General features: G+C 60.9%; 13 protein-coding genes and 1 pseudogene. 4 read left to right on the forward strand and 10 right to left on the reverse strand.

Annotated features, from left to right (window positions below):
• Window positions 1–78 precede the first annotated feature (78 nt).
• The 4 genes and pseudogenes from ACFSDX_RS12050 to ACFSDX_RS12065 all read left to right on the forward strand — a co-directional run.
• A complete protein-coding gene (locus tag ACFSDX_RS12050; protein ID WP_382313696.1) occupies window positions 79–3,501 on the forward strand; it encodes a methylmalonyl-CoA mutase family protein in 3,423 nt (1,140 codons plus the stop codon).
• A 92-nt stretch (window positions 3,502–3,593) separates the two neighbouring features.
• Entirely contained in the window at window positions 3,594–4,571 is a 978-nt protein-coding gene (locus ACFSDX_RS12055) for a hypothetical protein (protein ID WP_382313698.1), read from the forward strand.
• 187 nt (window positions 4,572–4,758) lie between these two features.
• Window positions 4,759–5,067: a Fic family protein gene (locus tag ACFSDX_RS12060; protein ID WP_382313699.1), complete on the forward strand. Its 309-nt coding sequence runs from the start codon at window positions 4,759–4,761 to the stop codon at window positions 5,065–5,067.
• A 234-nt stretch (window positions 5,068–5,301) separates the two neighbouring features.
• Window positions 5,302–5,457 (forward strand): annotated as a pseudogene (locus tag ACFSDX_RS12065) (Fic family protein); the annotation flags it as partial.
• 24 nt (window positions 5,458–5,481) lie between these two features.
• Here ACFSDX_RS12065 and ACFSDX_RS12070 read toward each other — a convergent pair.
• From ACFSDX_RS12070 to ACFSDX_RS12115, 10 genes are all read right to left on the reverse strand, one after another.
• Window positions 5,482–6,555 (reverse strand): dipeptidase, encoded by a 1,074-nt coding sequence (locus ACFSDX_RS12070; RefSeq protein WP_382313701.1) that lies wholly within the window; start codon window positions 6,553–6,555, stop codon window positions 5,482–5,484.
• A 13-nt stretch (window positions 6,556–6,568) separates the two neighbouring features.
• Complete coding sequence (locus tag ACFSDX_RS12075) at window positions 6,569–7,672, reverse strand: D-TA family PLP-dependent enzyme (protein ID WP_382313703.1); 1,104 nt, start codon at window positions 7,670–7,672, stop codon at window positions 6,569–6,571.
• A 145-nt stretch (window positions 7,673–7,817) separates the two neighbouring features.
• Window positions 7,818–8,282, reverse strand: a complete 465-nt coding sequence (locus tag ACFSDX_RS12080) for a RidA family protein (protein ID WP_382313705.1) — start codon at window positions 8,280–8,282, stop codon at window positions 7,818–7,820.
• Window positions 8,283–8,291: 9 nt separating this feature from the next.
• On the reverse strand, window positions 8,292–9,608 hold the full coding sequence (locus ACFSDX_RS12085; RefSeq protein ID WP_382313707.1) for a gluconate:H+ symporter: 1,317 nt from the start codon (window positions 9,606–9,608) through the stop codon (window positions 8,292–8,294).
• An 8-nt stretch (window positions 9,609–9,616) separates the two neighbouring features.
• Window positions 9,617–11,938, reverse strand: a complete 2,322-nt coding sequence (locus tag ACFSDX_RS12090) for a glycoside hydrolase family 20 protein (RefSeq protein ID WP_382313710.1) — start codon at window positions 11,936–11,938, stop codon at window positions 9,617–9,619.
• A 91-nt stretch (window positions 11,939–12,029) separates the two neighbouring features.
• A complete protein-coding gene (locus ACFSDX_RS12095; RefSeq protein WP_382313712.1) occupies window positions 12,030–13,658 on the reverse strand; it encodes an alpha-L-fucosidase in 1,629 nt (542 codons plus the stop codon).
• A gap of 151 nt (window positions 13,659–13,809) precedes the next feature.
• Window positions 13,810–15,351 carry a SusD/RagB family nutrient-binding outer membrane lipoprotein gene (locus tag ACFSDX_RS12100; RefSeq protein WP_382313714.1) on the reverse strand — a complete coding sequence of 514 codons (1,542 nt, stop codon included), beginning with the start codon at window positions 15,349–15,351 and terminating at the stop codon, window positions 13,810–13,812.
• A 15-nt stretch (window positions 15,352–15,366) separates the two neighbouring features.
• Entirely contained in the window at window positions 15,367–18,813 is a 3,447-nt protein-coding gene (locus tag ACFSDX_RS12105) for a SusC/RagA family TonB-linked outer membrane protein (RefSeq protein WP_382313717.1), read from the reverse strand.
• A 33-nt stretch (window positions 18,814–18,846) separates the two neighbouring features.
• On the reverse strand, window positions 18,847–19,872 hold the full coding sequence (locus ACFSDX_RS12110; protein ID WP_382313719.1) for a FecR family protein: 1,026 nt from the start codon (window positions 19,870–19,872) through the stop codon (window positions 18,847–18,849).
• Window positions 19,873–19,948: 76 nt separating this feature from the next.
• A complete protein-coding gene (locus ACFSDX_RS12115) occupies window positions 19,949–20,524 on the reverse strand; it encodes an RNA polymerase sigma factor (protein ID WP_382313722.1) in 576 nt (191 codons plus the stop codon).
• Window positions 20,525–20,730: the final 206 nt, after the last annotated feature.

Consider the following 20,730-nt stretch of genomic DNA (forward strand, 5'->3'; position numbering starts at 1 on the left):
CGTATACTCAAAAACCTCGCGTCCTCCCCCCTTCAGAACTGGACGCGAAGTGAAACTTCGCGCTACTTCCCCTCCCCCATGCATCCCGCCCCAGCCGCCCCCTACAAGCCCAAAAACCACGTTCGCATCGTCACGGCCGCCGCGCTGTTTGATGGGCACGACGCGGCTATCAATATTATGCGTCGCATCATCCAGAGCAGCGGCGCCGAGGTTATTCACCTGGGGCACAACCGCTCGGTGCAGGAAGTCGTGGACTGCGCCATTCAGGAAGACGCTCAGGCCATTGCCATCACGAGCTACCAGGGCGGGCACAACGAGTACTTCAAGTTCATGTTTGACCTCTTGCAGGAGCGCGGCGCGGGCCACATCAAAATCTTCGGCGGCGGCGGCGGCGTAATTCTGCCCTCCGAAATCGCGGAGCTGCAAGGCTACGGCATCACGCGCCTCTACTCGCCCGATGATGGCCGCTCGATGGGCTTGCAGGGCATGATTAACCACTTGCTGGAGGAGAGCGACTACCCCACCGGCCAGCAGCTGAACGGCGAGGTTTCGCATATTAAGGAGAAGGACGCGCGCAGCATCGGCCGGCTGATTTCGGCGGCCGAGAACTTCCCCGAGGAGTTTGAGCGGGTGAAAGGCCAGTTGGTGGCTGACTTTCAGCAGCAGGAAAGCGACGGCACGCAGCTTTTGACACCTGGCAAAACGCACGGCGCGCCCATCCTCGGCATCACCGGTACGGGCGGCGCGGGCAAGTCGTCGCTGGTCGATGAGCTGGTGCGGCGCTTCCTGCTTGACTTTCCGGAGAAGACGCTGGCCATCATTTCGGTGGACCCTAGCAAGCGCAAAACCGGCGGTGCGCTGCTCGGCGACCGCATCCGGATGAACGCCATCAACTCGCCTAGGGTGTACATGCGCAGCCTGGCCACGCGCCAGAGTAACCTCGCGCTCAGTAAGTACGTGCAGGACGCGGTGGACGTGGTGAAGGCCGCCGATTTCGACCTCATCATTCTCGAAACCAGCGGCATCGGCCAAAGCGACACCGAAATTATCGAGCATTCCGACGTGAGCCTCTACGTGATGACGCCCGAGTACGGCGCGGCCACGCAGCTCGAAAAGATTGACATGCTGGACTTTGCCGATGTCATTGCGCTCAACAAATTCGACAAGCGCGGCGGCCTCGACGCCCTACGCGACGTGCGCAAGCAGTACCAGCGCAACCACCAGCGCTGGGATGCGGCGCTGGACACCATGCCAGTGTTTGGCACCATCGCCTCGCAGTTCAACGACCCCGGCATGAACCGGCTCTACCGGGCCATCCTCAGCACGCTGGAGGAAAAGACGGGCGCGCAATTCACTTCGCACCTCGAAACCAGCGCCGAGCAGTCGGAAAAGGTCTACATCATTCCGCCGAGCCGCACGCGCTACCTCTCCGAAATCGCCGAAACCAACCGCGCCTACGACAAGCGCGTGGCCGAGCAGGTGGCCATTGCCGAAGTCGCGGGCTCGTTTGCGACCCTAGCCAAGCACTATGGCGCCGCCGATAGCGCCGATGCCACGGCCCAGGACTTTGCTAAAAACGTGCAAACCCAGCTCCGCCGCCTCGACGCCGACGCCCAGGCGCTGCTCGAAAACTGGGACGACACGCTCCAAAATTACCGCAACCCCGAGTACGTGTATAAGGTGCGCGACAAGGAAATCCGGGTGCAGACGCACACGAAGTCGTTGTCGGGCAATAGTATACCTAAAGTGGCCGTGCCGCGCTACCTGGGCTGGGGCGACCGCCTGCGCTGGGCCATGCAGGAGAATTTTCCCGGCGAGTTTCCCTACACGGCGGGCGTGTTCCCGTTCAAGCGCGAGGGCGAAGACCCGACCCGCATGTTTGCCGGCGAAGGCGGGCCGGAGCGCACCAACCGGCGCTTCCACTACGTGAGCAAAGGCCTGCCCGCCAAGCGCTTGAGCACGGCCTTCGACTCGGTGACGCTCTACGGCGAAGACCCCGACCACCGGCCCGACATCTACGGCAAAATCGGCAACGCAGGCGTCAGCATCGCCTGCCTCGACGATGCCAAAAAGCTCTACTCGGGCTTCGACCTCTCGCACCCCGCCACCTCGGTGAGCATGACCATAAACGGCCCGGCGGCGACCCTGGCGGCGTTTTTTATGAACGCGGCCATCGACCAGAACTGCGAGAAGTACATTCACCAAAACGGCCTCGAAGCCGAGGTGGAGGCCAAAATCGACCAGCTGTACGCCGCCCGCCAGCAGCCCCGCCCCCGCTACCAGGGCGAGCTGCCCGAGGGCAACAACGGCCTTGGCCTGCTCCTACTCGGCGTGACCGGCGAAGACGTGCTGCCCGCCGACGTGTATCAGCAAATCAAAGCCACGACCCTGACCCAGGTACGCGGCACCGTGCAGGCCGATATTCTGAAGGAAGACCAGGCTCAGAATACTTGTATTTTCAGCACCGAGTTTGCGCTGCGCCTGATGGGCGACGTGCAGGAGTATTTCATCACCGAGAAGGTGCGTAACTTCTACTCGGTCAGCATTTCGGGCTACCACATTGCCGAGGCGGGCGCTAACCCAATTACCCAGCTGGCGCTCACGCTCAGCAACGGCTTCACGTTCGTGGAGTACTACGTGAGCCGGGGCATGAACATCAACGATTTCGCGCCCAACCTGTCGTTCTTTTTCTCCAACGGCATCGACTCCGAGTACGCCGTCATTGGGCGGGTGGCGCGCCGCATCTGGGCCAAGGCCATGAAGCTGAAGTACGGCGCCAACGCCCGCAGCCAGATGCTGAAATACCACATCCAGACCTCGGGCCGCTCGCTGCATGCCCAGGAAATCGACTTCAACGACATCCGCACCACGTTGCAGGCGCTCTACGCCATCTACGACAACTGCAACAGCTTGCATACCAACGCCTACGACGAGGCCATCACCACGCCCACCGAGGAAAGCGTGCGCCGCGCCATGGCCATTCAGCTTATCATCAACCGCGAGTTGGGGCTGGCCAAAAACGAAAACCCGCTGCAAGGCTCCTTCATCATTGAGGAGCTGACCGACCTGGTCGAGGACGCGGTGCTGCTCGAATTTGACCGCATCACGGAGCGCGGCGGCGTGCTCGGCGCGATGGAAACCATGTACCAGCGCGGCAAAATCCAGGAGGAAAGCCTGCACTACGAGATGCTGAAACACACCGGCGAATACCCGATTATCGGCGTCAATACCTTCCTCTCGTCTAAGGGCTCGCCCACAGTCATTCCGGCCGAGGTCATCCGCGCCACGGAGGAGGAAAAGCAGTACCAGATTACGATGCTCGACGCTCTGCACGCGCGCAACGCCGCCGCCACCCCCGCCGCCCTGAAGCGCTTGCAGCAAATCGCCGTACAAAATGGCAACCTCTTCGCTGAATTAATGGAAACGGTGAAGACCTGTTCCCTAGGTCAGATTACGAATGCGCTGTTTGAGGTCGGCGGGCAGTATAGAAGGAATATGTAGGTTTGGTCTAATGTAAGTGGAGTGACTACAACGAATACAGTCACTCCACTTACATGTTTCTTGCTTCTCTTATCGCTAAAATCTTATTCACAATGGATACCCAGTTAGCACTAAAAGTCAGGCTTGAAAAGGACCGGAAGCATATTTATAATCGCAGCAGAACTTGTCTTTTCGAAAACTGTCGAAAGGCCGCAATTGGGAGCCATGTTTTACAGAAAAGGCCTATTATAAATAGTATTGTCGACAACACAAATCATTTTTACACAATAAAGAACTCAACTTTATTTGAAGCAACGGCGGAGCAGCACTTCTCAATTGTTAAAGTTGGCATTGATAACGGCTATAAATTTCCTGGCTTCTGCAATGAGCATGACACAGCGATTTTCAAGGATATTGAAATTCATCCGGTCGATTTATTCAATACAAGAAACCAAGCTCTTTTTACTTACCGAACAATCTGCCTTGAACTAAGGAAACAGCACTTCTATTTAGAAACGTGTGAGAGCCTCTTAGCTGCTCACAAAGCAATTGAACCTCACAAGATTCACTACAGCAATTTTGATGGAGCTAGACTAGCCATTAAGGATTTGGTTTTCTTCAAAAAGGAGTTAGAAACAGAATTAAGAACGGGCGTATTTATAAATAATTTATTCACCACAGTAGAACTACCAGAGAGAAAAATATGCTTCTCCGCTTCATTGACAATTCACGACCCAAAAAACAAGCATACGTGGGAGTATGATGAATACGGACGAACTAAGACGACACCTCTTGCGCCAACGACCTTAAATTACTTTCCATACCAAGGAAAGTCATACATCATTTTAGCTACACATAGAGCCTTTCCATGTTACTGGACAAGAAGACTTATTACAAATCTTAAAAACACGAACAGCATTGATAAGATTATTAGCGATATTTTGACATACAGACTAGAGTTTTGGGGAATCTCACCCGACCTTTATGAATTAATTCCAGAGGCAAAGAAACTTCAGTTTATGAGAGAGTCAGAAGGAAATTACGATAATTTTAACTTTGATATTAACACTAATTTCAATTTATTCAAATAATTAATTACTTTATTAAAACTGGCGCGAGTTTAGGCGCAGCCGTAACTCGTGACTGACTATAAGGTGGAGGTTGTACCTCCGCTTTCGCGCTAGCGACACGCGGCGGTAGGCGAGGCTATCGTATCACCATCGTATATAATCGTATCAAATCGTATCACGAGCGGCGGGGCTGGCCTACTTTTGGGCTATGGCTGAGCACGTACACACCGTAGAAATAACGCTGGACTGGAGCTTGTTGGGTACCTTGAGCAAGCTCGACCGCTTCGATGCCTCGTGGTCGGCCATTGAGCAGCAGCAGGGTCAGAGCCTGAAGCAGCTAAAAGCCATTGCCATGGTGCGGAGCGTGGGCGCTTCGACCCGCATCGAGGGCTCGCGCATGAGCGATGAAGAAGTGGAGGTGCTGCTGCGTAACACCGACATTACCAAGCTTGAAGACCGGGACTCGCAGGAGGTGGTAGGCTATTTTCAGGTACTGGATTTAATTTCTGAGTCGTAGGCCGACATCGACATCACGGAGAACAGTATCAAAGGGCTGCACAACCAGCTGCTGCGCTTTAGCCGCAAAGACGACTGGCACCGGGGCAACTACAAGCAGCACAGCAACACCGTAGAAGCCTCGCTGCCCGATGGAAGCAAGCAGGTGATTTTTCAAACTACCGCCCCAGGCTTCGCTACCGAAGACGCGATGCGCGAACTGCTAGCCTAGTACCACGCCGATACCGCCACGCACCCGTTAGTAAAGTGCGCCCTGTTTTGCTACGACTTCGTCAGCATCCATCCGTTTCAGGATGGCAACGGCCGCCTGAGCCGCCTGCTGGCTACTCTGCTCCTATTGCAGCACGGCTACGTCTGGATTCAGCATGCGCGTCTAGAGAGCGAAATATAAGCAACTACTTTAAAAGCAGGAATTTTACACCCACGTATTTTTTAAAAACCGAAGCCAGTTGCCGTGCAGCATTCCCTCAATATCCGCGGGGCTGTAGCCGCGCTTGGCCAGCAGCGCGGGCAGTTTTTGCAGGTCGGCAATGGTTTCTAGGTCATAGGGGCACTGCTCGCGGCCGAACGCGCCGTCGAGGTCGGTGCCGATGCCTACGTGCTGCGCGCTACCCGTGAGCTGGCAAATGTGGTCGATGTGGTCAAGCGCCACTTCCAGGTTGCAGTGCATACCTAGGGGCGTCGAGTGGCCGCGCACCCAGTTGGGCACCATCATCCAGGCATCCAGGGCGGCGCCGATGACCGCGCCGCGCGCCGCCAGGGCCCGAATCTGGTCGTCGCTGTACTGGCGGTTGTGGTTGACCAGGGCGCGGCAGTTGTTGTGGCTGGCCCACACGGGGCCGTGGAAGTGGTCGAGCGCCTCCCAAAAGCTGTCATCACACAAGTGGGTAGCGTCGAGGATAATGTTGAGGCGCTCCATTTCCTGGAGCAGCACCCGGCCCTGTGGCCCTAGGCCGCCCGTGGCGTCGGTGCCCTGGGCGTAGCGGCCGGGGCCGTAGTGGGCGGGGCCCACGGCGCGCAGGCCGCTGGCGTGCGCCCGCTCCAGGTAGTCCACGGTTATTAGGGAGTCGGCCCCTTCCAAGCTCAGGATGTAGCCGATGGGCTTGCTGGCGGCGGGCGTCGCGGCGTCGGCCCACCGGGCTAGGTGCTGCTTCAGCGTCACTAGGTTATTGATTTGCACCATCTCGCCGGCGGCTTCCATGGCCTGGTACCAGGCTAGCTGGCCCTGGGTTTGGGCCCAAGCCTGAGCCGGCGAGTGCCAGCCGGGCAGCGGGTTATCGGGGGCCACGTAGCGCGCAATCTGGGTGGCCACGACCAGGCCCACGTTGCCCCGGCGCAGCTCGGGCAGGCTCACCGTAGCCAGGCCCCGGTCGGGCTTGTCGGTGAGGCCGGCCTCGCGGGCGTTTATCGCGGCCACGGGCAGGGTTAGGTCGCGGTTCCACTCCAGCGCATTCATGCTCAGGTCGAGGTGGGCGTCTACAATCAGCATGGGCTAAATGGTGCTAGATAGTGATGGTGCGGGCGCGGGCCAGGGTGGGCCACTCGCCGGCTACGCGCTGATTCTCAATGATAACAGCCCGCTCATAGAGCGCCACCGTGGGGCAAATGTGGTGCGGCAGCCCGTAGAGCAGGTCGCCCAGCTGATAGCCGTGGCCGGGGCCGGCCTCTACCACCAAGTGCTCTTCACTGTGCCCCACCACCCGTAACTCTGGGGCGTTGAGGAAGGTGACGCGTTTATCCAAAGTGCTCTCGGAGGCCACGGCTTTGTGCCCTAGGTCGAGGCAGAGCTTGGTGGCGTCGGGCAGCGATACCACCCGGCTCAGCACCAGCGCGGCGGGCTCAAACGGTTGCTCGGCATACGCCCGGCCGTAGCCGCCATCCCAGTAAATAAACGTGCCGGGACTGCACTCCACGCCGGCCCGCGCGGCGTGCACGGGAAACGTAGGCGTGCCCCCCGCCACGATAATTGGGTTGAACCCCGCTGCCCGCAGCTGCCCGGCCAGCGCCTCCACCGGCGCAAAGGCGGCGTGGCAGCGGGCGGTGCGCACGGCCAGGTCTTCGTCGTGGATGTGACCATCGTAGGCGTGCAGCCCCATTACTTCCAAATGGGGCAAAGCCGCGCACTGCTGGTACAAGGCCAGGGCGGCGGCCGGAGCAATGCCCGAACGGTTCATGCCTACGTTCAAATCAATGAACATCCGCACTGCCAAGCTCGCCGCCGCGGCCAGCGCGTTAAGCTGCTCTGCCGTTGTCAGGTGGTCAACTAAACAGGCAAATTGGGTGGCGGGGTAGCGCTCCATTAAGGTAATAAAGCGCTGCGCTTTTGGGCCTACGGGCTGGTAGGCCAGCAGCACGTCGGGCGCTTGGCACTCTCCCAGTAGCTCAGCTTCGGCAATGGTGGCGCATTTGAACTTGGTGATGCCAGCGGCCAGCGTCAGCCGCACGGCCTCCGCGCTTTTGTGCGTTTTTATGTGCGGCCGCAGCCGGGCCACGTCGGCTATGCTGGCCGTTAGTTGCGCCAGGTTGCGCTGCACCTGGTCAGGGTACACGACCAGGGCGGGCGTGTCGAGGGTTTCCGCGTTTAGGATATTGAACCACTCCTCCATATTAGGGCTATTAATTATCGGGGGTACTTATCATAGAAGAGGTAGGGTGTGGGGCTGGCCCCCGCCCGGCGTTGTTGAGAATGCACCTGCTCAACAACGCCGGGCGGGGGCCAGCCCCGCACCCTACGTTTTGAAAAATAGCTAATTACACCAGCTCAAACAGCGCCTCGATTTCCACCGGAATGTTATCGGGCAGCGAGCCGAAGCCCACGGCGCTGCGCACGCCCACGCCGAGGTCGGGGCCCCACACCTGCACAAAAAGTTCGCTGCACCCGTTGATGATGTAGGGATGCTTCTCAAAATCGGGCGTGCAGTTGACCATGCCCAGCACCTTGATGACGCGCTTGACCTTGTCGAGGCTACCTAGGTTGGCCTGGATGGTGGCCAGGATGGTGAGGCCCACCTGGCGGGCGGCGAGCTTGCCGGCCTCCTGGTCGAGGTCGGCGCCAATGCGGCCGATTATCAGGCTTTTATCGTCCTGTACGGGGCCGTGGCCCGATACGTAGAGGTACTTGCCGTCGATGAGGCAAGGCTTATACACACCTAGGGGGGCGGGGGCGGGCGGCAGGCGCAGGCCGGTTTGGAGGAAGTTTTCGGCGGGAGTAGGCATGGTGGTTAACTAGGTAAGTAAATGGTTGAGTAGCAGCACGCCGCCCAAGCCCATCAGCCCCACCAGGGCTTCCATGACGGACCAGGAGCGGAGCGTGTCCTTCACGCTGAGGTTAAAGTATTCTTTAAACATCCAAAAGCCCGCATCGTTGACGTGCGAAAACATGAGACTGCCCGCGCCCACGGCCAGCACCATGAGGTTGGGGTTGGTAGGCGTGTGCAGCAGCAGCGGCGCCACCAAGCCCGCCGTGGTGAGCCCCGCCACCGTGGCCGAGCCCACGCAAGCTCGCAGCACGGCGGCCATGAGCCAGCCCAGCAGCAGCGGCGGCAGGGCCACGTGCTGCAACAGGGCGGCCACCTCGGCGCTCGCCCCGCTGTCGGTCAGCACCTGCTTGAGTGCCCCGGACGCCCCGATTATCAGCAATATCATGCTGATATCCTTGATGGCCTCGGCGTAGAGGGCCATGAGCTGCGGCATAGTTTTGCCCAGGCGCAGGCCCACCGAATAGGTGGCGTAGGCCACCGCCAGCAGCATGGCCACCGAGGGCTGCCCCACCAGGGCCACGGTCCCTTGGTAGGGCAGCCGCCCCCCGGCTAAGAAAGGGTAACCGGCCGCCAGTGTGAGCAGCAGCACGGGCAGCAGGGCCGTAAAAAGGCTGTTACCCGTGCTCGGGGCGAGGGCCGCCGGGGCGGGCGCCGCCGCAAACGCGGGCAGGGGCCTCGCCGCTAAGCCCTTGAGGGTGCGGGCAAACAGCGGCCCGGCCACCACGATAGTCGGCACGGCCACGGCCAGGCCGTAGAGCAGCGTCAGTCCCATATTGGCGTGGAACTGCACCACCAGCGCCGCCGGCGACGGGTGCGGCGGCAGAAACCCGTGCGTCACCGAGAGCGCCGCCAGCATGGGCAGGCCGATGTAAATGGCCGACAATTTATAGCGGTGCGCGATGGAAAAGATGAGCGGCACCAGCAGCACAAACCCCACCCCGTAGTACAGCGGAATGCCTACCACGAAGCCCGTCACGACCATAGCCCACTGAATATAGCGCGTCCCAAACGCCCGCATGAGCGCGGCGGCCAGCACCTGGGCGGCCCCGCTTTCGGCCAGCAGCTTGCCCAGCACGGCCCCCAGGCACAGAATGAGTACCAGCCCGCCCAGGGTATCGCCAATGCCTTTTTCCACCGACTTCGGAATCTGCGCCAGCGGCATACCGAGCAGCACGCCCGCCGCGAAAGCCGTGAGCAGAAAGGCCGCAAACGCATTGAGTTTGCCAACGGAGATTAAAACGACGAGGCCGGCAATGCACAGCAGAACGAGGGCGAGGGTCACGGCAGAATTTAATTTACGAGTAGCTCGTCAAGGAGCAGCCAAGCCTTGCCGCCCGCTCCGTATTCCCCGGCCGGAATGACGCCCTGGTTCACACCCCGCACGCGCACGTAGCGCGCCTGCACCGGCGCAATGCGGGCCCGCACCGGGTTAATGCCGTTGATTAGAAAGTCGGTTTGGCGATACACATCCTGATAAGTCACGCCGTCGGTGGACACCGAAAACACCAGCTCGGTCGGGGCCCACATTTTCTGCCAGTGGTAGTTGAGCACGTTGGTGCCCAGCGCGCTGATGCGCTGCGGGGCCCCTAGGTCGAGGGTGGCGCCCAGGTCGGTGCCGCTGAAGCCGAACCACTGCCCGTCGTTGTAGCGCGGGCTGCCGGCTACGCCGTTGGTGAGGCCCCAGGGGCTGGCCGGGGCGTAGTTGCCAGCCGGTGGGCTAGCCAGTGTCACCGGTTTGCCAGTGGCTAGGTTGATATCAAACTGCTTGCTATAGAGCGGCTGCGTGCGGGTCGCACCCACAAATAGCCCGGCCTTGACCATGCAGCTGCGCTCAATCAGCACGGGCCCTAGGTAGCGCGGACTCAGCGCGGTGGGCTCCTGGCCGTTGGTGGTGAAGTGGATTTCGCCGGCCGGGGCGCTGGTTCGAAGCTGGAGCAGGGGCAGGTTAGCGCGGCCAGCGCGCAGCGTGTCCGTTATCGCGTCGTAGTTGCGGGCCGACGCCACGCCCAGTGCTTGTAGCTGCCGGTCGTGGGTGCGGGTGCGGGCCAGAAAGGAGGGCAGATTGCGCGCCGCTTTCGGCGACCAGGCGATTTCGGCCAGGGCCAGCAGGCGCGGAAAAATCATGTATTCCGCCTTGCGCACAGTGGGCATGTACTCCGTCCAGACGTTGGCTTGCACGCCGCGTACGTAGCCGGCCTGGGCGGCGGTGAGGCTGGCCGGCACGGGCTCGTACTGGTAGATTTTACTGAGCGGCGTGTAGCCGCCAGCCGCCAGCGAATCGGCGGCATACAGCGACTGGTAGTAATCGAGGTAAACGTATTTCTCGGGCGTCATGATGGCGGGGTGGCCCAGCCGGGCCGCTTCGATGCCCCCCTGCTCGCCGGTCCAGCTCATCACGGTGGCGCCTGGCGTCAGGCCGCCTTCCATAATCTCGTCCCAGCCAATGATTTGCTTGTTTTGGGTGGCCAGGTGCTGGCTAATGCGCCGGATGAAATAGCTCTGCAACGCCCGCTCGTCGGGCAGGTGCTCGGCCTGCATGCGGGCCTGGCACTTGGGGCAGGCCTGCCAGCGCACCTTGGGGCACTCATCACCGCCGATGTGCAGGTAGCGCGAGGGGAAGATGGCCGCCACCTCGTCTAGCACATTCTCCAAGAAGCTGAACGTAGCCTCGTTGCCGGCGCAAAACACGTCGTCAAACACGCCCCAAAACGTGGCGGTTTGGTACGGCCCGCCGGTGCAGCCCAGGGCCGGGTAGGCGGCCAGCGCCGCCAGCGCGTGCCCCGGCATCTCGATTTCGGGGATTACCGTGATGTGGCGCGCGGCGGCGTAGCGCACCAGGTCGCGGGCTTCGGCCTGGGTGTAGTAGCCACCGTAGCGCCGGCCGTCGAAACGGTGCGGCAGCTCCTTTTTGTGGCCAATGAGGGTTTCATTGCGGTAGGCTGCCACGCTTTGTAGGCGCGGGTATTGCTTGATTTCGATGCGCCAGCCCTGGTCGTCGGTGAGGTGCCAGTGCAGGGTATTGATTTTGTAAAACGCCAGCACATCCAGCCACTTCTTCAGCACCGGCACCGGAAATAGATGGCGGCTCACGTCGAGGTGCATGCCGCGGTAGCCAAACCTAGGGTAGTCCTCCACCACGCAGCCCGGCACGCGCAGCGCCCCGCCAGTGCCCGCCGGCAGCAGCTGGCTCAGGCTTTGCAGGCCGTAAAAAACGCCCGCCTCGTCGTGCCCCGTCACCGTGATGCGGTGGGGCGCCACCACTAGCCGATAACCCTCCGGATGCGTCACCGCCTGGGAGTCTAACCGTAGATAAATGGCATCGACAGCCTCGCCAGCTGCGCTAGTTTGGCTGAGCGCGAGGTGACCCACGGTGCGCACGTACTGCCGAAACAGCGTGGCCGCCCCCGGCGTCAGGCCCGGCCCGGTGTGCACTGCGGTGCGGCTCGTCAGCACGAAGGGCGCGCCGCCCATGCGCACTTGCACCGGCTGCGGAATAATCGGTGGCGGAGTACCTAGGGCCTGCGCCCTACCCTCCTGCCCTAGGCCGGTGCCCAGCAGCACCAGGCACAGCGTAATTCGTAGCAAGAATATCAGGTCTGTCTTTTGGTGCAAAGCTTTAATTATTGGGACACATTATTTGCGTGTCATGCTTCGGCTTCGCTCAGCATGACAAACATATTTTGAGTAATTACCTAAACTGCCCTTAATTCACCAACTTGGTGTCACCTTCCACCGCCACGCCGCTCTGCTCGGCCACGGCCTTATATTCAAAGGAGCCTTTCGGCGGTTTTACTGGCCCACTAAAGCGGCCATCGGCGCCCACGGGCACCCAGGCTGAGTACTGCCACGGGTCGGCGTACAGGGTTTCGACCCGGCCGCGGTAGGGCCGGTAGGCGAAGCGGGCGCGGGTTATGCTTTTGTTTTTGAAGTTGTAGAGGCGGCCGCTGAGTTGGGTACTGGCGGCGGTGGCTTTGGCGGCGGTGGTTTCTACCGTCACGGCTTCGGCCATGGCGGGCTGCACGTTGGTGAGCTTGATAACCACGGCGTTGGGCCAGCGGTGGTCGTCGTAGATGCGCTGCGCTTTTACGACTGATACGGTGAGGCCAGCCGCCGTTTGCTGGTAGGTACAGCGCACGTCGGCGTTGGGCTTGTACTCCATTATTCGGCTATTCTGGCCCAGCACACTCACCGCCGTGTTGGGCTGCGCGCGCACCGAGTGCAGCGTGAAGCTGCGGCGCTCGCCCTCCTTCCAGTCGGGCACCTCCGTCACGATGGCGTACAGGTCCTTGCCTTTGGCGGTGAAGAGTACGTTGTTTTCCTTGTTTATCACCCAGCTACGGACGCTGTCGATGCACTCGTGGTTGAGAAAGTACCAGGCGGCCATTTCGCGCAGGCGGTCTTCCTGGGGCTCGGGCAGCGCGCCGTTGGGCTTGGGGCCCACGTTGAGCAGCAGCGAGCCGCCCTTCGAGCGGGCCTCAATGAGCAAGTCGATGAGCTGGGTACCCGACTTATAGCGCTCATTGGTAGGCTGGTACTGCCAAGCCGTGCCGATGGTAATGGGCGACAGCCAGGGCTGGGTAATGGGCGTACCCGGCAACGTTTGCTCGGGCGTTTTGATGGCGCCGCGGGTGATGAGCAGGTTGGGTTGGATTTTCCAGCAGGTTTGCTTGACGACTTCCTTGGGCTCGCCGTCGATAAAAAACACGTCGATTTTGCCGTAGTTGGTCATCAGCTCCTCGCACTGCCGGCGGTTGTAGTCGTTGTATTTCTGGGTCAGGGCCGCGTCCAGCTTCACGTTGTCGCGGGTGATGGGCAGGTGATTGGCGTGCAAAAAGTTGAAGTCCTCGGGCGAAAAGTACAGGCCCACGTCCAGGCCCGCGGCGCGGGTGGCGTCCACAAATTCTCTCAGCAAATCCTTCTTATAGGGCGTTTTAGTGATGTTGAAGTCCGTCGTCTTGGTGTCCCACATGCAAAAGCCCGAGTGATGCTTGGTGGTAAACACAATGTATTTCATGCCCGCCAGCTTGGCCAGCTCGGCGATTTCGCGGGGGTTAAACTTGTCGGGGTTGAACGTCTTGGGCAGTTCGGTGAAAAAGCGCTCCACGTAGTCGTCCGAAGCGCCCACCAGCGAATGGCTGATGACCACGCCCAGTTGCGCATCCACGCTAAAGTGGATGAACAGGCCGGCGCCGGTATTTTTCAGCCACTGCTCGCGCTCGGGTTTGTTGAGGTTAAAGCTGCTTTTCTCGTCGTCGTTCACCACGTCGTTTTGGGCACGCGCGGCTTGGCAGCACAGCAGAAAAGCCAGGACAGCAAGTAGTTTGGTGGGCATCAAGAAAACAGAAAAATAGCTGGCGGCCCTAGGGCCTAATTAATGATGTTGGTCATGCAGTAGGGCGCGGGGCTGGCCCCCGCCCGGCGTTGTTCAGAGATACCTTGCTCAGCAACGCCGGGCGGGGGCCAGCCCCGCACCCTACGAAGCACTATTGCTTGTCCCAGTACACGCGGGTCAGCAGGTTATCGGGGCCCTGGCGGGTGATAGCGGCCGCGTAGGAAGTCGCATTCAGGTTCTGCTCGGAGAGCGGGTAGAGAAAGCGGCGCGGAAACTGCCCGCCGGTGGCGTTGCCGGGGTAATTGTTGGGCGTGAGGGCGGGGTAGCCGGTGCGGCGGTAGCTGGCGAAAGTTTCCTGCGCATCGGGGAAGATGGCGACCCAGAACTGCGTGTAAATCTGCTGCATCTGCTGGGCCAGGCTACCCGTCACCAGCGGGTTTCTGGCGACGTAGGCGTTGATTTTGGCGGTGGGAATCGTGCCATCGCTGGCGCTGATGAGGCTCCACTGGCGCAGGCCCGCGCTCACGCCATTGGCGTACAGCGTAGCCGCCGGCGTGCTGCTCGACCAGCCCCGCAGCGTGGCCTCGGTTTGCAGAAAGTACGACTCGGCCGCCGTGAACACCAGGAAGGGCGAGCCGCGCAGCAGCACGGTCCGGGGGTTAGGCTCGCTGAGCTGGGCGAAGTTGGCGGGCTTGGCGCTGAGGTTGGCCGGCATGCCCTGCTGCTTGGCAAAGGTGGTGTCCGTGACGTTGGGCGAGCCGCCCGTGTACACCACCGACACGACCCCTAGGCGCGGGTCGCGGTTTTGCTTGAGGTAGTTGATGAAGACATCCTGGTACTTGCCGCCCTCCTGGTTGGTGCTGCCGTTGGCCGCAATATAGTCCTGGTTGTAAAGCTGGTAGGCCAGCGGGTTCTGGTTGATAATCTGGCCGCTGGACAGGTAGGTGACCTTGGCAATGTCCCCATCGGCCGTGATGACGCCACCGGCCAGGGCCTTGGTGGCCCAGGTTTGGGCGCTGGCCGGGTCCACCTTGGTCAGGCGCATCCCTAGGCGCAGCATCAGCGAGTAGGCCAGTTTCTTCCACTGCGTGGTATTACCGTTGTAGATGAGGTCGGAGGCGCCGTAGGTGGCCTTGGCCGGGTCCAGGCTCTGGGCGGCCTCGTCGAGCTCCTTCAGCATATCAGCGTAGATGTCCTTCTGCGCGTCGTAGGCCGGGGTAAACAGATTGCTGGTGTAGCCCGACGTGGCCTGCGAATACGGAATGTCGCCGTACACGTCGGTGAGGCGGCTGTAGCAGTACACCCGCCAAATGCGGGCCTCGGCCAGCAGGTTCACCCTGGTGGGGTCGTCCTTCACGGCGTTGATAATCAGCGACAACTCATTGAGCGCACCGGGGTAGGCGCTGCTAAACGACGACGACGAGCTGTTGACCTGGCTGGCAATGTACTTCGAGCCGAAGCCCGCCACGTCGTTGAAGCTGGTGGTGTACTGCATGGTGCCCAGCAGCAAAAACAGCGTGTTGGACACCCCGTCGTACTCGGCCTTGGTAAACAGGAACTCCGGCGTGAGCGTGCTCACCGCGTTGGGGTTCGTATTAATCTCGGCAAAATCCTTAGTACACCCGCTGGCGGCGGTGAGCGCCACCATTCCGAACCCAGCGAGCAGCTTACACTTCGATAAAAACTTGTTCATAACGTTCGGCGGGAGTTAGAATTTGACGGATAGGTTCACGCCGTACGACCGGGTGCGGGGCAGGCCAATGGACTCCAAGCCCTGGTAGTTGCTGTTGCTGAAGCTTTGCTCGGGGTCGAAGTCGGTGTGCCGCAGCAGCGTGACCAGGTTGCGGGCCACGAAGCCGATGGTGGCCGATTGCAGCTTGAAGGAGCTGATGTGAAAGGCCGGCAGGTTGTAGGTAAAAATCACCTGGCGCAGCTTGATGAAGCTGCCGTCGTGCAGAAAGAGCTCCGAGTAGTTCTTGTAGTTGTCGTAGTAAAGGCGCAGCCCGCTCACGGGCACCGTGCGGTCGTAGACATCGCCGGTCTGGGTCACGCCCTGCAGGCGCAGGCCCGCCTCGCGGCCCGGCAAGGTCGACTTCAGCAGCCCTAGGCGCGTTTCGTACACCTCGCTGATGGAGAAGACCTTATTGCCAAACTTGCCATCGAGCAGCACGTTCAGCGAGAAGCGCTTGTAGCGAAAATCGTTGCTGAAGCCCATCGTGAGCGGGGCCACGCTCTTGCCCAGCGGCTGCAAGCCGGTGGCCACCGGAAAGCCGCTGGTGGCGTTGTACACGGTGTTGCCCTGAGCGTCTTTCAGGATGCGGGTGCCCACAATCTCGAAGGCCGACTCGCCCACGATGTTGTTGATATAGGCCCAGTTACCCACCGTCGAGGTCAGGTTGATGGACGAAATACCGTCGGCCAGGCTCAGCACCCGGTTGTCGTTGTAGGCCACGTTGTAGCTGGCGTTCCACGAAAAGGACGAGGTTTTCACCGGCGTGCCGCTTATCAGGAACTCCACGCCGCGGTTGCGCACCCGGCCCGCGTTCAGGTACACGCTGTTGTAGCCCGAGGTGGGGCTGATGGTTGAATTAACAATGTCCCGGTCGGTCAGCCGGTTATAGTAGGTCAGGTCAAAGCTCAGGCGGTTGCCGAAAAACTGGCCCTCGATGCCGCCCTCCGAAGTGGTCGAGAGCACCGGCCCTAGGTTGGCATTGGTGATGCCCGAGATGCCCGAGCCGGCGGTGTTGCTGCTCACGTTTTGCAGCGGCTGGCCCGAGCTGGCCACGTTGCTGTAGGTGAGGTTCACGGCGTAGGGGTCGGGGGCGCCCTGGCCCACCTGCGCAAAAGCGCCCTTGAGCTTTATCAGGTTGATGGCCGCCGGCATTTTGATGGCATCCGAGAGGATGAAGCTGCCGTTGACGCTGGGGTAGAATTGGCTGTTGTTGGCCGGGCTCAGGGTCGAGTACCAGTCGTTGCGGCCGGCTACCGTCAGGTAAAACAGGCTCTTGTAGTTAAAATCGGCCGAGCCGAACACCGAGTTCACTTCCTGCCGCGACGAGAGCGCCTGCGTGGTGCTCGACCCTAGGTTGTTGTAGCTGTAGAAGTACGGCACCGTGAAGCCCACTCCAAACTGGTCGAGCTCATTGAGCTCCGAATGCCGCCGGTTGGCCCCGCCCAATACGGTGAGGCCGAAGTTCTTAAACTGCTTGTTGTAGGTCGCGGTCAGCAACCCGTTAAGCTCCGTCACGTCCGATTTGATGCCCACATACTGTCCGGTGAGGGCGTACAGCGTGCCGGTGGGCGTGATGTGCGAGAAGTCGTAGTCGTAGTGGTCCTGGCTGACCACGCCCTTCACGACCAGGCTCGGAAACAGCTCGTAGCTCACCGAGCCCTGCCCGATGAAGCGGTTTTTGCGGTCGTTCTGCTGAAATTTATTGATGACGAAGTAGCCGTTGGTGGCCACGCTGGCGTCGTTCCACACGGTTTCGTTGCCGCTGGCGTTGGAGCCGGGGTCTAGCCAGCGCACATCGGCGGTGTTGGCAATCATGTAGGGCGACCAGTTGGGGTTGGCCGTGGCATCGCCAGCGCTGGGGCGGTTGCGGCCCACCTCCAGGTTGTACTGCGCCAGGGCTTCGAAGCTCAGGCGCGGGCTCAGCTTGCCGCTCAGGTTCAGGTTGGCCGTTTTGCGGTTGTAGCGGGTGCCGGGCAAAATGCCGATACTGTTCAAATCGGCCACCGAAAACCGGTAGTTAATGGCCTCCGTACCGCCCGAAAACGCCACGGTATTGGTAGCCGTGTGCCCCAACTGGTAGAAGTTCTTGAGGTTGTTTTTCTGGGCCACGTAGGGGTGGGTCTGGCCATCGACGCCCACGTAGTCGGTCGAGCCGTCGATGCGCGAGCCCCACGACCGACGCCCGGTGGCCTGGGCCGCGGCCAGCGTAGTGGGTTTCACGCCACCGTCGCCCTGCCCGTACTCATACTGAAAATCAGGTAGTACCGAAATCGACTCCGCAGTAAACGTGCCGTTGTACTCCACCCCAATGCCCTGCTGCGCGCGGCCCTTTTTGGTGGTGATGAGGATAACGCCATTGCCCCCGCGCGAGCCGTAGAGGGCCGCCGCCGTGCCGCCCTTGAGCACCGTAATCGACTCAATGTCATCAGGGTTAATGCTGGCAATGCCGTCGCCGCGGTCCACGTTGCTGCCGCCGCCGCCGGCGGTGGGCGCCAGGCCCGGCACCGAGTTGTCGATGGGCATGCCGTTGACCACGTACAGCGGCTGGTTGTTGGCCGAACCCGAGAGCGAGCCGTTGCCGCGAATAATGACGCGGCTCGACCCGCCGGGGCCCGTCGAGAGGCCGGATACGTTTACCCCGGCCACCTTACCAGTGAGGGCGTTAGCCACGTTGTTTTCGCGGGCCTGAGTTAGGTCCTCGCCCTTGATTTCGGTCACGGCGTAGCCTAGGGCCCGCTTTTGCTTGTTGATACCCAGGGCGGTAACCACTACCTCATCCAGCGCCTGGTCGCTCTTGGCGAGCTTCACCGTGAGCGGCGCGCTGCGGTTGGTCACGACCACCTCCGTGGCGCTGTACCCCACAAACGAGACCACCAGCGTCACGGGCTGCCTGTCGTTGGCATCCGGAATTTTCAGGTCGAAGTTGCCGTCGGCGTCAGTCGAGGCGCCCACCTGGGCATTGCCCTTCAGCACCACCGAGGCGCCCGGCACGGCGGTACCGTCCTCGGCAAATACCACCCGGCCCCGGATATGGTCGCCGGGCGCGGGCGCGCTGGCCGCCGCATAAATGACGTACTGTTGGGCCGTTATCCGCTTGAAACCTAGGCCAAAGGCTGGCAGCAGCTGCCCTAGGTTGCTTTCGAGGCCGGTGGCGGAGTTGTCGGCCGCCGCCACAAACTTGTCGTTGAGCAAGCCCTCGCGGAAGGCAATCCGCACGTTGTACTGCCGCTTGAGCTGGTCCACTGCTTCTTTGAGCGAGGTTTTGGCGGCGGGCAGGGCCTGGGGCGAGCGCTTCGCGTAGGCCAGGTTTTGAGTGCTGGACTTGCTGGCCAGGGCCCACTGCGCCGCGCCCGGCAGCGCGGGTAGTTGCAGCAGCAGCAGCGCCCCCCATTTTAAACAGCTAGTAGAGTCGAGTTTTCTCATGCGTTTTACAGTTAAAAATGGGGAGTAAAAAAGTTAGTTGACGACGAGGTGGTGGCCCTGCTGCGCGATGCGCACGTGCAGCGACGCCGAGACAGTTTCGAGCAGCTCAGCTACGCCCGCCACGTTAATTTCGCCCTCGATTTGCAAGTTGGCCGCCTCCGGGTGCGCGTAGGTAACCTGATAGCCATAAGCGTCTTGTAGCGTCTTCAGGATGTCGCCTAGGCGGGCATTCGTGAAGCTGAACTGGCGCCGCGACCAGGTCGTGAGGTGCTCGGGGTGAGCCAGCCGGCGGGGCGCCGAGATGCGGCGCGCGGCGTACTCCACGTAGTCGCCCGGCGCCAGGGTTAGGGCGGTGGGCGGTTGGTTGGGGAGCGCGGTGGTGAGGCGAATTTTACCGGTCACCAGGCCCACGTTCACCTTGCCGGGCCGGTCGTTGACGTTGAAAGTGGTACCTAGGACTTCCACGTTCAGGCCGCGGCAGTGCACCACGAAGCGCTCGCCGGGCTGCACCTGGGCGGTGTCCTGGTTGAGGTGCGCCACCCGGAAAAAGCCCTCGCCCCGCAGCCACACCTGGCGGGTGCGGTGCCCCCAGCCGCGCTGGTACGTCAAGGACGAATTGCCATTCAGCACCACCTGGGTGCCGTCGGCCAGGTCCACGGTTTTAATCTCGCCGTAGGCCGTGCGCACCTGCTGGTCCTGGCTGTACCAGAAAGCAAACGAGCCCACTCCGAGCGGAATTACGGCCGCGGCCACGCGCAGCACCGTGGGCCAGCGCCGCGCCCGCAGCCGGGCGGCCACCAGCATAGCGGGGCCTACCTCGGCCGCAATGCGCTGCCAGAGTTCGTCCTGGATGGTAGCGTCCGCAAAAGTGTCTTGCTGCCGGTAGCTGCGCAGGATAGCGGCGGCCTGGGCGAGGTTGGCTTGCTGGGCGGGGTAGCGCTCGGCCAGCCGGCTCCAGAAAAGCGCAGTCTGCGCCGTGGGCTGGAGCACGCCGTCGATGAAGTCGTCGTCTGCTAAAAAATCCGTGACGCGGTAGGCGGCGTACTTGGCAAAATCCATTGGGTAAGCGGGTTATTCACTTCCTACTAGACCCAGCCTACCCCGATTATCCCTTCGTTAAGAAATTCTTTTCAAATTAATTTCTATTGCGCGCCGCTCCCCCGTTGGATGCCGTAAAAACAACCTCCACGTTGTGCAAAGCTTTGTAAAGCAGCTTATAGGTCGAAGCTACCGTAATATCCATGATATCAGCAATTTCGGGGTAGCCGAAGCCTTCGTAGAAGCGCAGATACACGATTTCCTGCTGGCGCGCGGGCAGCGTGCCGATGGCGGCCTTGATTTTGGTTTGCAATGCCCGCTCCTCTTCGCTGGCAATGACGACCTGGTCGAAGGAAACCTCGAATCCTAGGGGGTCGGCCTCAGTTATTTCGGTGAAGCGCGCCCGGGCTTCCAACTTGCGGAACAGGATGCTGCGCAGGGCTTTATACAAATAGTTCTTCACCGACAGCGGCGTGCCTAGGGTGGCGCGGCTGGTCCAGAGCCGGATGAACAGGTCGTGCACGGCGTCCTCAATCAGCGCCTGGTCGCGGGTGAACTTGTGGCCGTAGTTGAGCAGGAGCTTGGTATTTTGATTGTATAATTTGGTGTACGCCCCCCAGTCGCCGCGCTTAAATAAGCTCCAGAGCAGCGCTGTTTCTTCGGTGGGAGACATTTATAGTCGACAATCAAGGGTGGATTTGCCAGCGGGCCGAGGCTGGGCGAATATCCGGCGTAACCTTGACAGTAACGAAGATTTTTTTATCTTTAGCTAAGTTGATAAGGCACCTAGGGCGGCGCTTAGAGAGCATTTTTGGTGTTTAGAGTGCCGTATCGCAGCCTTTCAGCCCACGAACTAAGGCACCTGGCGCGCGCAGACAT

The sequence above is a fragment of the Hymenobacter bucti genome (genome assembly GCF_042681145.1).
GTDB classification, from domain to species: domain Bacteria; phylum Bacteroidota; class Bacteroidia; order Cytophagales; family Hymenobacteraceae; genus Hymenobacter; species Hymenobacter bucti.